The organism is Marinobacterium marisflavi, assembly GCF_982447095.1.
Window position 1 is genome coordinate 1,001,533 of the sequence record NZ_OZ457898.1, and the last position, 13,871, is coordinate 1,015,403.

Sequence of the window (13,871 nt, forward strand, 5' to 3'; positions counted from 1 at the left end):
CTAATTTAAAGGTTAGGTCAATGGCTATCGAACGTACTCTCTCTATCATCAAGCCAGATGCAGTTGCCAAGAACGCAATCGGCGAAATCGTTGCTCGCTTCGAAAAAGCTGGTCTGAAAATCGCTGCTATGCAGATGAAGCAGCTGTCACAGGCTGACGCTGAAGGCTTCTACGCTGAGCACAAAGAGCGCCCATTCTTTGGCGATCTGGTAGCTTTCATGACTTCAGGTCCTGTTGTTGTACAGGTTCTGGAAGGTGAGAACGCAATCGCTCTGAACCGCGAACTGATGGGTGCTACTAACCCACAGGAAGCTGCTGAAGGCACGATCCGTCGTGACTTCGCTGAGTCTATCGACGCTAACGCCGTACACGGTTCTGACTCTGCAGCATCTGCTGAGCGCGAAATCGCGTACTTCTTCGGCGCATAAGTTGAAGATCCGGGCACAGGTGGAAACACCTGTGCCAACCCTCAAGAGACACCCCGCACCATGTCCGAATCTAAAGTAAACCTCCTCGGTTTATCCCCCGCAAAACTCGAAGAATTTTTTGAAACCCTTGGTGAGAAGAAATTTCGTGCTGTTCAGGTATTGAAGTGGATGCACCAGCAGGGCGCTAGCTCCTTCGATGAGATGACCAATATCAGCAAGACGCTGCGCGCTAAGCTGGCAGAGGTGGCGGAGATTCGTGAGCCTGAGATTCTGATCGATAAAACCTCCAAAGATGGCACGCGTAAGTGGGTTATTCAGATGGATGGTGGTTCAGCTATTGAGATGGTGCTGATCCCAGAAGGGGATCGCCGCACACTCTGCGTCTCTTCTCAGGTGGGTTGTTCTCTCGACTGCAGTTTCTGCTCTACAGGTAAACAGGGCTTCAACCGAAACCTAAGTACTGCAGAAATCATTGCGCAGTTGCGCGTGGCTATACGTTGTTCTGGCGGCTTTGATCCAAGTGGCGAGCGTCGCGTCAGCAACGTCGTCCTTATGGGCATGGGTGAGCCGCTGATGAACTTCGACAACGTTGTCGATGCCGTACAGATGATGATGGATGACAACGCTTACGGACTCTCCAAACGCCGCGTCACTTTGAGTACCTCGGGTGTTGTGCCTGCACTGGAGAAACTCGGTGATGTAACTGATGTTTCGTTGGCCGTCTCGCTGCATGCTGCCAATAATGAGTTACGCGATGTCTTGGTGCCGATCAATAAAAAGTATCCGATTGAGGTACTTGTCGATTCGGTTAACCGTTACTTCGCTAAGCTTGGCGATAAGCGCGTGCCTACTGTCGAGTACACGCTAATTGCAGGTGTGAATGACCAGCCTGAGCACGCACGTGAGCTCGTTAAGTTGCTGCGTAAAATGCCATGTAAGCTCAATTTGATTCCATTCAATCCGTTCCCGAACTCAGGCTACGAGCGTCCAAGTGAAAACGCTATCTCTCGATTCAAGGCTGAGATGCTCAAAGGCAAGATACTGACAACAGTGCGCCGTACTCGTGGTGATGATGTTGATGCAGCCTGTGGTCAGTTGGTTGGTCAGGTCGCCGACCGGACCCGTCGAAGCCAGAAATATATCGAGCTGCGAGAGGCTAAATAACAGCGGCTTGTAGCTGCTAAGAGTCTGAATTTTCGCTGGAATTTTCTTCTGCCAGCATGACAGATTGACCGTCCTGTGTTAGAACTAAATCTATAACGTTTATCACAAGGAAATCGAGTGAATACTCAACGTCAGCTGGCTCTGGCTCTACTCCTCACGACTCTACTTGCAGGTTGTTCTAGCTTCTCTTCGAGCTCAATGAACGCCAAAGCCACGCAAGCTTCTGTTGAGTCCTACACCGATCTCGGTATCAAGTACCTGCAAGCGGGTGACACAGTGAGTGCTAAGTCATCCCTGAAGCAGGCGCTCGATATAAATCCGAATCATGCGCCGGCGCTCAATGGACTTGCGTTAGTATTCCAGGCAGAGGCTGAAAACGCGCTGGCCGAGAACTATTTTCGTGATGCGGTGAAGAATGATCCTGGTTCGGCGATGATTCACAACAACTATGGTGCATTTCTCTATGCTCAACAGCGTTACGAGGAGGCTTGTACCGAGCTTTCGCGTGCCACTGAAGATCCCTTTTATGCTCAGCGAGCACAGGCCTTTGAGAACCTCGGGCGCTGCTATCGTCTGATTGGACGTGATGATGCCGCTGTGTTTGTGCTTGAGCGCGCCCTGACGCTCTCTCCGGATCGTCCTCTGGCAATGATCGAGCTTGCTGATCTCCATCTTGAGCGAGGCAACGCAGATGCAGCTGCAAAGTGGTTTGCTGAATTCAGAGATCTAGTAGATCGTGGTCTGGTCGACCATTTTGCTAAGAGCCTCTGGGTTGGTGTAAGGTTGGCACGCATACAGGGGAATGCCAGCAGGTCTGCGACTTACGCACTGCTGTTGAAAAATTTATACCCAGAATCAGAAGAATATAAGAAATACGAGGAGTCCAGCCGGTGAGCGATCAGGACTTGGGTTTTGAAGTTGGCGGAGGTTTTGCCAGCGATCAGTTAATTCAGGCGCGTGAGGCACTTGGCCTCAGTGCCGAAGCGATTCAGCGTGAGCTGCGTCTGACATCGCGAGTAGTTGTTGCACTTGAGTCTGGAGACCTAGCAGGAATGGGGCAGCCCGTTTTTGCGCGCGGTTACATCCGCTCCTACTGTAAACGCGTCGGTATCGATGCTGAACCCTTTGTAGCGCAGTACGATGCGATCATTGGTGAAGCAGCGCCTAAACGCTCCAAAGCCCGAGACCTGCCTTCCGGGGCTGCGTCGGCACCTGCAAGTATGACGTTGTCCAAACGCCCCTCCAAGCTGCCACGCATCCTAGGCGGGGTAGTTAAGGTTTTGGTCGTTGTCGGGATTTTAGGCGGGGCCGCTTACGGCGTAAGCAAACTGGACATTAACCTTGGTGGCTTTAATCTGAGCGGCCTGTTCGGCGACTCTGAGCCAGAGCAAGAGGCTGACCCTAACCGTTTAGTGATTCCTGGGACGTCGTCAGCTTCTCAGGCACCGGTAGTCCCGACTGTGGAGGCGGATGCCGAGCCGACTGCGGTTGCAGAGGAGCCGAGCGTTGAGAGTGTCATTGAAACTGTAGCCGAAGAGCCGGCCGTAGAGGTGTCGACTGAAATAGCTCCTGAGGTGCAGACTGAAGTCGTCACGAGTCTGGAAACGCCGGCTGCTCCTGATCCGCAGCCAGAATCTGCGGAGCAGGCCACTGCACCGGAGCCTGCGGTGGCACCAGAACCACTACATGCACCTGAGGTGGTCGCGCAAGTTGAAGAGCAAGCTGCGCAGCCGGACGCTGAGGGTGTCGCTCGCGTTACTATTGAGTTCTCAGATGTGAGCTGGGTAAACATCAAAGATGCTAAAGGTGAGGCACTGTTTAACGGATTGGCGGAGAAGGGGCGTAAGCTGGAATTGAGTGGTCCGGCACCGGTTAATTTCGTTATTGGTCGTGCTGATGCTGTGAGTACGCTTACTTTTAATGGCACAACAGTTGATTTAGAAGCGTTTACCAGAAAGAATGTCGCCCGTTTAACTCTGCCGCGCTGATGCGGTAGACAGTTTTTAAGTAGTAGCGAGTTCTTTTTAAATGGCAAAACTTCAAGCCATTCGTGGTATGAATGATCTGCTGCCAGACCAATCCCCGGTCTGGCAGTATCTCGAGAGCACTGTTAAAACCGTTCTTCAGAGCTACGGTTACGCAGAGGTGCGCACACCGATCGTTGAACAGACTGAACTGTTCAAGCGCTCTATTGGTGAAGTTACCGATATCGTCGAGAAAGAGATGTACACCTTCGAGGATCGTAATGGCGATAGCCTGACGCTTCGTCCTGAGGGTACTGCTAGCTGTGTGCGAGCAGCAGAGCAGCATGGATTGTTGTACAACCAGGTGCAGCGATTCTGGTACACCGGTCCAATGTTTCGTCACGAGCGTCCGCAGAAAGGGCGCTACCGTCAGTTCCACCAGATTGGTGCAGAAGCTTTCGGTATGCAGGGACCGGACATCGATGCCGAAGTGATTTTGATGACCGCGCGTTTGTGGCGTCAGCTTGGTATTGATCAGGCTGTTGAGTTGCAGATTAATACTCTGGCGAGTAGCGAAGCCCGTCATGCATTTAAGAGTGATCTGGTTGCATACTTAGAGACGCGTAAAGACGCTCTTGATGCAGACAGTCAGCGTCGTTTAACGACCAACCCTCTGCGTATTCTCGATTCGAAAGATCCGAACACTCAGGCTCTGTTAGATAGTGCGCCCAATTTTAATGACTACATCGATGACGAGTCGCGCGCGCATTTCGAACAACTCTGTGCCCTGCTCGACGCCGCTGGTGTAAACTACGTCGTCAATCCGCGACTCGTACGTGGTCTCGACTACTATGGCAAGACAGTATTTGAATGGGTGACTAGTGCGTTAGGAGCTCAGGGAACTGTCTGTGCTGGTGGGCGTTACGATGGCTTAGTAGAGCAACTGGGTGGTCGTCATACTCCAGCTGTGGGCTTTGCAATGGGCGTCGAACGCTTGGTGCTATTGCTCGAGGAGTTAGAAGCAGTGCCCGCTGCGGCCCGCCAGCTCGTTGATGTTTACATGATCGGTATTGGTGATGAGAACCTCGCACCGGCGATGGCGGTGGCTGAAGCGCTGCGCGCGGACGCGGGAATTAACGTACAGCTGCATTGTGGCGGCGGAAGTTTCAAAAGCCAGATGAAAAAAGCAGACCGTAGTGGGGCTCACCTGGCGGTGTTGATGGGTAGTGAAGAGCGCGAAGCTGGGGAAGTGGCAGTGAAGCCGCTGCGCAGTGCCGCAGAACAGATTCGTTTACCAATAGAGAATTTAGCTCAATCGCTAAAACAGCGTTTAGAGCAGGAGCTTGGAGAGTAAGGTGGCTGAGTTACGTACCGAAGAGGAACAGGTCGAGTATATTAAGAACTGGTGGAAAGAGAACGGAAACTCTCTTCTTATCAGTGTGGCGATCGCTGTAGCGGGTGTGTTCGGTTGGAAAACCTGGGTTTCAAATCAAGAAGCGACCGCTGCAAATGCTTCGGCGATCTACGAAAATATTAGTAGCGTTGTAACAGCCGCGTCTATTGACGCTGCGCAGCGTCAGTCAGCCTTCCATCTGGGTGATGAACTGAAGGAGGATTACGCTTCAAGTGCCTACACGCCGATGGCATCAATGCTGCTGGCGCGCGCTGCTGCGGAGGCGGGTCAGCTTGATCAGGCTAAAACTGAACTCGAGTTCGTTCTGGCAAGCGATGCGGCCGATGAGCCGATGAAGCAGCTCGCGCAGCTGCGCCTAGCCCGTGTGGCAATGGCTCAGGGCGATTTGGCAGCTGCAGAGTCTGCGTTAGCGGCAGTAACCTCGACTCAATATGCGAGTTTGCAGAGTGAGTTGAGTGGAGATTTGGCTTTTGCAAAAGGCGATCTGGATGCTGCTCGTTCGGCTTATGCCAAGGCTATCGAGTCGGCTGATCAACAATCACGCTCGCTGATTCAGCTCAAGCTGGATGATATTGCAGCAGGAGATGCGTCCTAATGAAGAGACAGCTTCGCTCGACCCTTATTGCTCTAAGTATCACCGCACTCAGCGGTTGTGGTTTCTGGTCTGGGCCTCAAGAGGCGCAGCCTCAAGAGTTAGTTCAGTTCACACCCGAGAAGCAGGTAGTGCGTCAGTGGAGTGTTGATATCGGAAGTGGGTTTGGTGATCTGTACCATCAGTCGCGTCCGGCGGTCACTGAGACAGGCGTCTACGTTGCTGACGCAGCGGGTCTGGTTAGCTCAATTGATTTTAAAACCGGCGCGGTGCAGTGGCGTACTGATCTGGATCAGCCGGTCAGCGCAAGTGCGGGCGCGGCATTTGGTGTAGTGGCTGTAGCGCTGAGCTCGGGTGAGGTTGTCGCTTTAAGCGCGGATCGTGGTCAGGAGTTATGGCGTATCGCGCTGCCTGCTGAAGTGTTGGCGCAGCCGCAGATTAATGCTGATAAGGTGATTGTGCAGACTACGAGTGGGCAGATTATTGCGCTCTCACGCCAGACCGGAGAACAGCTTTGGGTTTACGATGCGCAAGAGCCGGCCCTGACATTGCGTGGTACCAGCACTCCGTTGCTTTTACGTGATGGTGTCATGGCAGGCTTTGCAAATGGCAAGGTTGTGGCGCTTGCGCTTGATACGGGTGCTCCAGTCTGGGAGTTGCGTGTATCTCAAAGCAGCGGTCGCTCCGAGCTCGAGCGTCTAGTCGATCTCGATGGGCGTTTTTTGATCTCGGGTGAGCTTGTCTACACGGGTGGATACCAAGGTAAACTGGTGGCAATCAACCCGGCCACAGCATCGACAGTTTGGACACGTGACTTCTCAACCTACCGCAGTTTGGCGGCCGGTTTCGGCAATATCTATGCGTCGGATTCCGTGGGAGCGGTTGAAGCCTTCGATGCTTCCTCAGCGGCGAGTGTTTGGCGTAACTCCAACTTCGCACTGCGTCGTTTGGGTAGTCCTGCGGTGGTTGGTAATGATCTAGTGGTTGGTGATGCACTGGGTTATCTGCATGTGTTGTCCCAGTCAGATGGTCATATGGTGGCACGTTATCAAGTGGATAGTTCGCCAATCTATGCAGAACCAGTAGTAGTAGATGATACACTACTGGTGCTAAGTAACTCTGGGAAGCTTGAGGCTCTGCGCGTACAATAGCGCGCCTTGATCCCCCATCATGCGGTGATCTGCTTGGCAGATTGCCGCTTTTTTGTTTTTGCTTATATGTTGTGTAGGTGTGCATTATGCTACCGGTAATTGCCCTTGTGGGGCGCCCGAACGTCGGTAAGTCGACACTATTTAACAAGCTGACACGCTCACGCGATGCGCTTGTGGCAGACCTTCCTGGTCTAACCCGTGACCGCAAATACGGTGAAGGCCGTATGGGTGAGCGTGATTACATTGTTGTCGACACGGGCGGTATATCGGGTGATGAGACCGGTATCGATACGGTGATGGCGGCCCAGTCGTTGCAGGCGATTGATGAAGCGGACATTGTTCTCTTTCTAGTGGATGCACGCGCTGGCCTCAATCCAGCCGATGAGATGATCGCAAACCATCTGCGTCGCCGCGAAAAGAAAGTCTACCTCGTCGTCAATAAGACTGATGGGCTCGATGAGGATGTGGCGCGCTCGGACTTCTTTGCGATGGGCTTGGGTGATCCCCTCTGTATAGCAGCAGCGCACGGCCGTGGTGTTCGTCAGTTGATCGACATGACGCTCGATGAGGCGGGTGTGCCGCTACCAGATCCGGATGCTGAAGACGAAGAAGATGATGACAACATCAAAATCGCCATTGTTGGACGGCCCAATGTAGGCAAGTCGACCCTGGTAAATCGCATGTTGGGCGAAGAGCGAGTTGTGGTTTTCGACCATGCTGGCACGACCCGCGACTCTATCTACATCCCATATGAGCGTGATGAACAGCAATATACGCTGATAGATACAGCCGGTGTTCGTCGCCGTCGTCAGGTTACAGAGGCGGTAGAGAAGTTCTCTGTAATCAAAACGCTTCAGGCGATCAACGATGCAAACGTTGTTATTGCGGTGATTGATGCGCGCGATGGTGTTACAGAGCAAGATCTACATATGTTGGGATTTGTGATCGACTCTGGTCGCGCTCTAGTGGTTGCTTTAAACAAGTGGGACGGTATGTCTCCGGATGAGCGTGACAAAGTAAAGTCTCAGGTAGATCGTCGTCTTGAGTTTGCATCTTTTGCCCGTTTCCATTTTATCTCGGCTAAGCATGGCACTGGAGTAGGCGACCTCTATCGTTCTGTTAACGAGGCCTATAAGTTCGCCTTTAAAAAATGGTCTACCAATGCGCTGACTAAACTTCTGGAAGACGTGGTGGCAGATCATCAGCCGCCATCAGTGAAGAATCGTCGTATTAAGTTGCGTTACGCTCACCAGGGTGGGTCTAATCCGCCGATTATTGTCGTGCACGGTAATCAGACGGATTCGTTGCCAGGTTCGTACAAGCGGTACCTAGAGAATCGCTTCCTGAAATTCTTGAAAGTGCGCGGTACGCCGTTGCGTTTTGAGTTCCGTACAGGTGACAACCCCTTCGCTGGGAAAGTAAATCGTTTAACACCTCGTCAGCTGGCCAAGAAAGAGCGTAGTCGCCAACATATCAAAGATATGAAGAAGCGCGAGAAGGATAAAAAACGTCGCGGTTAAAAATTTCTGAGATTAGCTGTTGACTATAAATTTGGGCGCGGTAATATACGCGCCTCGCTTGGGGAGACAGCGGCAACGCGGTCTACCGGATACAAGCAACGCTCTTTAACAAATAGATCAAGTAATGCGTGTGGGCGCTTGTTGGGATTAGGCAATAAAGCTTAATCAAGACAAGCAACCTATATGTGAATTCATTTAGCGTAATGTTTTTCTTGAGCAGATTTAGATGGAAAGCCTTCGGGTTTGAAATCGAAAACTTTTAACTGAAGAGTTTGATCATGGCTCAGATTGAACGCTGGCGGCAGGCCTAACACATGCAAGTCGAGCGGTAACAGGGATAGCTTGCTATCTGCTGACGAGCGGCGGACGGGTGAGTAACGCGTAGGAATCTACCTAGTAGTGGGGGATAAGCCAGAGAAATTTGGTCTAATACCGCATACGTCCTAAGGGAGAAAGGAGGGGATCTTCGGACCTTTCGCTATTAGATGAGCCTGCGTAAGATTAGCTAGTTGGTGAGGTAAGAGCTCACCAAGGCGACGATCTTTAGCTGGTCTGAGAGGATGATCAGCCACACTGGGACTGAGACACGGCCCAGACTCCTACGGGAGGCAGCAGTGGGGAATATTGGACAATGGGGGCAACCCTGATCCAGCCATGCCGCGTGTGTGAAGAAGGCCTTCGGGTTGTAAAGCACTTTCAGATGTGAGGAAAGGTGAGTAGTTAATACCTGCTTACTGTGACGTTAACATCAGAAGAAGGACCGGCTAACTCCGTGCCAGCAGCCGCGGTAATACGGAGGGTCCGAGCGTTAATCGGAATTACTGGGCGTAAAGCGCGCGTAGGTGGTTTCGTCAGTCAGATGTGAAAGCCCAGGGCTCAACCTTGGAACTGCACCTGATACTGCGGAACTAGAGTACGATAGAGGGGAGTGGAATTTCCGGTGTAGCGGTGAAATGCGTAGAGATCGGAAGGAACACCAGTGGCGAAGGCGACTCCCTGGATTGATACTGACACTGAGGTGCGAAAGCGTGGGGAGCAAACAGGATTAGATACCCTGGTAGTCCACGCCGTAAACGATGTCAACTAGCCGTTGGGTAACTTGATTACTTAGTGGCGCAGCTAACGCGATAAGTTGACCGCCTGGGGAGTACGGTCGCAAGATTAAAACTCAAATGAATTGACGGGGGCCCGCACAAGCGGTGGAGCATGTGGTTTAATTCGAAGCAACGCGAAGAACCTTACCTACTCTTGACATCCAGAGAACTTTCCAGAGATGGATTGGTGCCTTCGGGAACTCTGAGACAGGTGCTGCATGGCTGTCGTCAGCTCGTGTTGTGAAATGTTGGGTTAAGTCCCGTAACGAGCGCAACCCTTGTCCTTATTTGCCAGCACTTCGGGTGGGAACTCTAAGGAGACTGCCGGTGACAAACCGGAGGAAGGTGGGGACGACGTCAAGTCATCATGGCCCTTACGAGTAGGGCTACACACGTGCTACAATGGCCGGTACAGAGGGCTGCGAACTTGCGAGAGTGAGCTAATCCCAGAAAACCGGTCGTAGTCCGGATTGCAGTCTGCAACTCGACTGCATGAAGTCGGAATCGCTAGTAATCGCGAATCAGCATGTCGCGGTGAATACGTTCCCGGGCCTTGTACACACCGCCCGTCACACCATGGGAGTGGACTTCACCAGAAGTAGCTAGCTTAACCTTCGGGAGGGCGGTTACCACGGTGGGGTTCATGACTGGGGTGAAGTCGTAACAAGGTAGCCGTTGGGGAACCAGCGGCTGGATCACCTCCTTAAACGATAGCCGAGTCCTGGCAAGCGTTCACACGCATTACTTGATCGAATGTAAAGAGAGCAAAATGTTGTTCGCAGCAACTCGAGCCGAGCAAGCTTTAGCAAGATTAGCTCGAGTGTATGCCGAGATAATAGGCCTATAGCTCAGCTGGTTAGAGCGCACCCCTGATAAGGGTGAGGTCGGTGGTTCAAGTCCACTTAGGCCTACCAATTTTCCGATTCTCTTCGTTGGTTTGTTCGTCGCATAGCAGGCTATGCTTCCTCACAAACCGCCTCGATAATCGAAAAATTATGCGAACAGCGATACGGTTATAACGCCGTAGTTCGAAACCTTAAATAAAAGGCCGAGAACGCAGGATTTTTGAGGCTCTACAAGGCGCACGCCAGAGCGATCGAAGGAGTGTACATCAGGTACACGACTGAGAGAGCGACAAGTGCAACGTAGTAGAGGCACAAAAAGACCAGTTATCGAGGGGCTATAGCTCAGCTGGGAGAGCGCCTGCTTTGCACGCAGGAGGTCTGCGGTTCGATCCCGCATAGCTCCACCATTTCACGCATCTCTGCGTTGAAGGATTCGTCGCATAGCTCACTATGCTTCCTCACCCTTCGCCTTGATCTGCGCAAAATGGTGACTGTAAAACTCTGTGATCAGAGCTCTATAAATTACTCATCAGCAACATTTGATGACTAACTTATAGAGCTTTCTTACGAATGCTCTCGCTCTTTAACAATTTGGATCTGAAAAAGTCGTGTTAATTGACCTACTCTAGCCGGGTAGGGTGTTAGCACAAGATTGTCTTGTATTGTTTGATACAAGCGCCAACCGGCGTAATCAATCGTTACGAACCATTCAGTTGAACAGACACCTTCGGGTTATATGGTCAAGTGAATAAGCGTGCACGGTGGATGCCTTGGCAGTCAGAGGCGATGAAGGACGTTGTAACCTGCGAAAAGGTTCGGGGAGCTGGTAAACAAGCTTTGATCCGGACATGTCCGAATGGGGAAACCCACCCGCTTGCGGGTATCTCTTTACTGAATATATAGGTTTAGAGAGGCGAACCTGGGGAACTGAAACATCTAAGTACCCAGAGGAAAAGAAATCAACCGAGATTCCCTTAGTAGCGGCGAGCGAACGGGGACCAGCCCTTAAGCTGTTTAAGTCTTAATAGAACACTCTGGAAAGTGTGGCCATAGTGGGTGATAGCCCCGTATATGAAAAGTCTTTTACAGTGAAATCGAGTAGGACGGGACACGTGTTATCCTGTCTGAATATGGGGGGACCATCCTCCAAGGCTAAATACTCCTGACTGACCGATAGTGAACCAGTACCGTGAGGGAAAGGCGAAAAGAACCCCTGTGAGGGGAGTGAAATAGACCCTGAAACCGTGTACGTACAAGCAGTGGGAGCCGACTTAGTTCGGTGACTGCGTACCTTTTGTATAATGGGTCAACGACTTACTTTCAGTAGCAAGCTTAACCAGTAGGGGAGGCGTAGGGAAACCGAGTCTTAATAGGGCGCATAGTTGCTGGGAGTAGACCCGAAACCGGGCGATCTATCCATGGGCAGGTTGAAGGTTGAGTAACATCAACTGGAGGACCGAACCGACTACCGTTGAAAAGTTAGCGGATGACCTGTGGATCGGAGTGAAAGGCTAATCAAGCCCGGAGATAGCTGGTTCTCCTCGAAAGCTATTTAGGTAGCGCCTCATGTCTCACCTTGGGGGGTAGAGCACTGTTTCGGCTAGGGGGTCATCCCGACTTACCAACCCGATGCAAACTCCGAATACCCAAGAGTGCAATCATGGGAGACACACGGCGGGTGCTAACGTCCGTCGTGAAAAGGGAAACAACCCAGACCGCCAGCTAAGGTCCCAAAGTTCTAGTTAAGTGGGAAACGATGTGGGAAGGCTCAGACAGCTAGGAGGTTGGCTTAGAAGCAGCCACCCTTTAAAGAAAGCGTAATAGCTCACTAGTCGAGTCGGCCTGCGCGGAAGATATAACGGGGCTCAAACTAGACACCGAAGCTGCGGATGCCTTAGGGCATGGTAGAGGAGCGTTCTGTAAGCCGTTGAAGCGGAAGCTGTAAGGCACCGTGGAGGTATCAGAAGTGCGAATGTTGACATAAGTAACGATAAAGGGAGTGAAAAACTCCCTCGCCGGAAGACCAAGGGTTCCTATCCAACGTTAATCGGGGTAGGGTGAGTCGACCCCTAAGGCGAGGCTGAAAAGCGTAGTCGATGGGAAGCAGGTTAATATTCCTGCACCTCGCATAACTGCGATGGAGAGACGGAGAAGGCTAGGCTAGCGCGGCGTTGGTTGTCCGCGTTTAAGGATGTAGGCTGAGGAGCTAGGTAAATCCGGTTCCTCTTAAGGCTGAGATCTGATGACGAGCTTCTATATGAAGTGAAGTAGTTGATGCCCGGCTTCCAGGAAAATCTTCTAAGCTTCAGGTTATGTGGGATCGTACCCCAAACCGACACAGGTGGTCAGGTTGAGAATACCAAGGCGCTTGAGAGAACTCGGGTGAAGGAACTAGGCAAAATGGCACCGTAACTTCGGGAGAAGGTGCGCCGGTTTTGGTGATGGGACTTGCTCCCTAAGCTGAGGCCGGTCGAAGATACCAGGTGGCTGCGACTGTTTATTAAAAACACAGCACTCTGCAAACACGAAAGTGGACGTATAGGGTGTGACGCCTGCCCGGTGCTTGAAGGTTAATTGATGGGGTTAGCTTAGGCGAAGCTCTTGATCGAAGCCCAAGTAAACGGCGGCCGTAACTATAACGGTCCTAAGGTAGCGAAATTCCTTGTCGGGTAAGTTCCGACCTGCACGAATGGCGTAACGATGGCCACACTGTCTCCACCCGAGACTCAGTGAAATTGAACTCGCTGTGAAGATGCAGCGTACCCGCGGCTAGACGGAAAGACCCCGTGAACCTTTACTATAGCTTCACACTGAACTTTGACCTTACTTGTGTAGGATAGCTGGGAGGCTTTGAAGTGGAGACGCCAGTCTTCATGGAGCCAATCTTGAAATACCAGCCTGGTAACGTTGAGGTTCTAACTCAGGTCCCGGAACGGGATCGAGGACAGTGTGTGGTGGGTAGTTTGACTGGGGCGGTCTCCTCCCAAAGAGTAACGGAGGAGCACGAAGGTACCCTCAGGCTGGTCGGAAATCAGCCAATGAGCGCAAGAGTATAAGGGTGCTTGACTGCGACACAGACACGTGGAGCAGGTACGAAAGTAGGTTCTAGTGATCCGGTGGTTCTGTATGGAAGGGCCATCGCTCAACGGATAAAAGGTACTCCGGGGATAACAGGCTGATACCGCCCAAGAGTTCACATCGACGGCGGTGTTTGGCACCTCGATGTCGGCTCATCACATCCTGGGGCTGAAGCCGGTCCCAAGGGTATGGCTGTTCGCCATTTAAAGTGGTACGCGAGCTGGGTTTAGAACGTCGTGAGACAGTTCGGTCCCTATCTGCCGTGGGCGTTTGAGATTTGAGAAGAGTTGCTCCTAGTACGAGAGGACCGGAGTGAACGAACCTCTGGTGTTCCGGTTGTCACGCCAGTGGCATTGCCGGGTAGCTACGTTCGGACGGGATAACCGCTGAAAGCATCTAAGCGGGAAGCCCCCTTCAAGATGAGATCTCACTGGACCTTTAAGGTCCCTAAAGAGCCGTTCAAGACTAGGACGTTGATAGGCTGGGTGTGTAAGCGTTGTGAGGCGTTGAGCTAACCAGTACTAATTGCTCGTGAGGCTTGACCATATAACGCCAAAGTTGTCTGAGGTGTGCTGATTAAAAGCGCATCAAGATGAACGACTGAGTGGTTTAAGATTGATT

8 protein-coding genes, 2 tRNA genes and 2 rRNA genes are annotated in these 13,871 nt (G+C 51.9%); all 12 read left to right on the forward strand.

What is annotated here, in order from left to right:
- The first annotated feature begins 20 nt into the window (after positions 1-20).
- Entirely contained in the window at positions 21-428 is a 408-nt protein-coding gene (ndk, locus tag AC1WNR_RS04940) for a nucleoside-diphosphate kinase (protein WP_481643419.1), read from the forward strand.
- A 60-nt stretch (positions 429-488) separates the two neighbouring features.
- Complete coding sequence (gene rlmN, locus AC1WNR_RS04945) at positions 489-1,592, forward strand: dual-specificity RNA methyltransferase RlmN (RefSeq protein WP_481643420.1); 1,104 nt, start codon at positions 489-491, stop codon at positions 1,590-1,592.
- Positions 1,593-1,709: 117 nt separating this feature from the next.
- Positions 1,710-2,486: a type IV pilus biogenesis/stability protein PilW gene (gene pilW / locus AC1WNR_RS04950; protein WP_481643421.1), complete on the forward strand. Its 777-nt coding sequence runs from the start codon at positions 1,710-1,712 to the stop codon at positions 2,484-2,486.
- Entirely contained in the window at positions 2,483-3,580 is a 1,098-nt protein-coding gene (locus AC1WNR_RS04955) for a RodZ domain-containing protein (protein WP_481643422.1), read from the forward strand. Before pilW ends, AC1WNR_RS04955 begins: the two co-directional genes overlap by 4 nt.
- Before the next feature lie 40 nt (positions 3,581-3,620).
- Positions 3,621-4,910, forward strand: a complete 1,290-nt coding sequence (gene hisS / locus AC1WNR_RS04960) for a histidine--tRNA ligase (protein WP_481643423.1) — start codon at positions 3,621-3,623, stop codon at positions 4,908-4,910.
- Position 4,911: 1 nt separating this feature from the next.
- Positions 4,912-5,565: a YfgM family protein gene (locus AC1WNR_RS04965; RefSeq protein WP_481643424.1), complete on the forward strand. Its 654-nt coding sequence runs from the start codon at positions 4,912-4,914 to the stop codon at positions 5,563-5,565.
- A complete protein-coding gene (gene bamB, locus AC1WNR_RS04970; RefSeq protein WP_481643425.1) occupies positions 5,565-6,713 on the forward strand; it encodes an outer membrane protein assembly factor BamB in 1,149 nt (382 codons plus the stop codon). Before AC1WNR_RS04965 ends, bamB begins: the two co-directional genes overlap by 1 nt.
- Before the next feature lie 86 nt (positions 6,714-6,799).
- Positions 6,800-8,233: a ribosome biogenesis GTPase Der gene (gene der / locus AC1WNR_RS04975; RefSeq protein WP_481643426.1), complete on the forward strand. Its 1,434-nt coding sequence runs from the start codon at positions 6,800-6,802 to the stop codon at positions 8,231-8,233.
- A 260-nt stretch (positions 8,234-8,493) separates the two neighbouring features.
- Positions 8,494-10,033: ribosomal RNA gene (locus AC1WNR_RS04980) — 16S ribosomal RNA — on the forward strand.
- Between the two features lie 131 nt (positions 10,034-10,164).
- Positions 10,165-10,241 (forward strand) — tRNA-Ile (locus AC1WNR_RS04985).
- 262 nt (positions 10,242-10,503) lie between these two features.
- Positions 10,504-10,579: transfer RNA gene (locus AC1WNR_RS04990), tRNA-Ala, on the forward strand.
- Between the two features lie 331 nt (positions 10,580-10,910).
- Positions 10,911-13,796 (forward strand): 23S ribosomal RNA (locus tag AC1WNR_RS04995).
- The 16S and 23S rRNA genes sit together here with 2 tRNA genes alongside, the layout of an rRNA operon.
- Positions 13,797-13,871: the final 75 nt, after the last annotated feature.

What these genes read in the sequence shown, in the direction of transcription:
- bamB (WP_481643425.1), top strand. Translation starts at nt 5,565, where the DNA reads ATGAAGAGACAGCTTCGCTCGACCCTTATTGCTCTAAGTATCACCGCA.
- ndk (WP_481643419.1), top strand. Translation starts at nt 21, where the DNA reads ATGGCTATCGAACGTACTCTCTCTATCATCAAGCCAGATGCAGTTGCC.
- hisS (WP_481643423.1), top strand. Translation starts at nt 3,621, where the DNA reads ATGGCAAAACTTCAAGCCATTCGTGGTATGAATGATCTGCTGCCAGAC.
- rlmN (WP_481643420.1), top strand. Translation starts at nt 489, where the DNA reads ATGTCCGAATCTAAAGTAAACCTCCTCGGTTTATCCCCCGCAAAACTC.
- der (WP_481643426.1), top strand. Translation starts at nt 6,800, where the DNA reads ATGCTACCGGTAATTGCCCTTGTGGGGCGCCCGAACGTCGGTAAGTCG.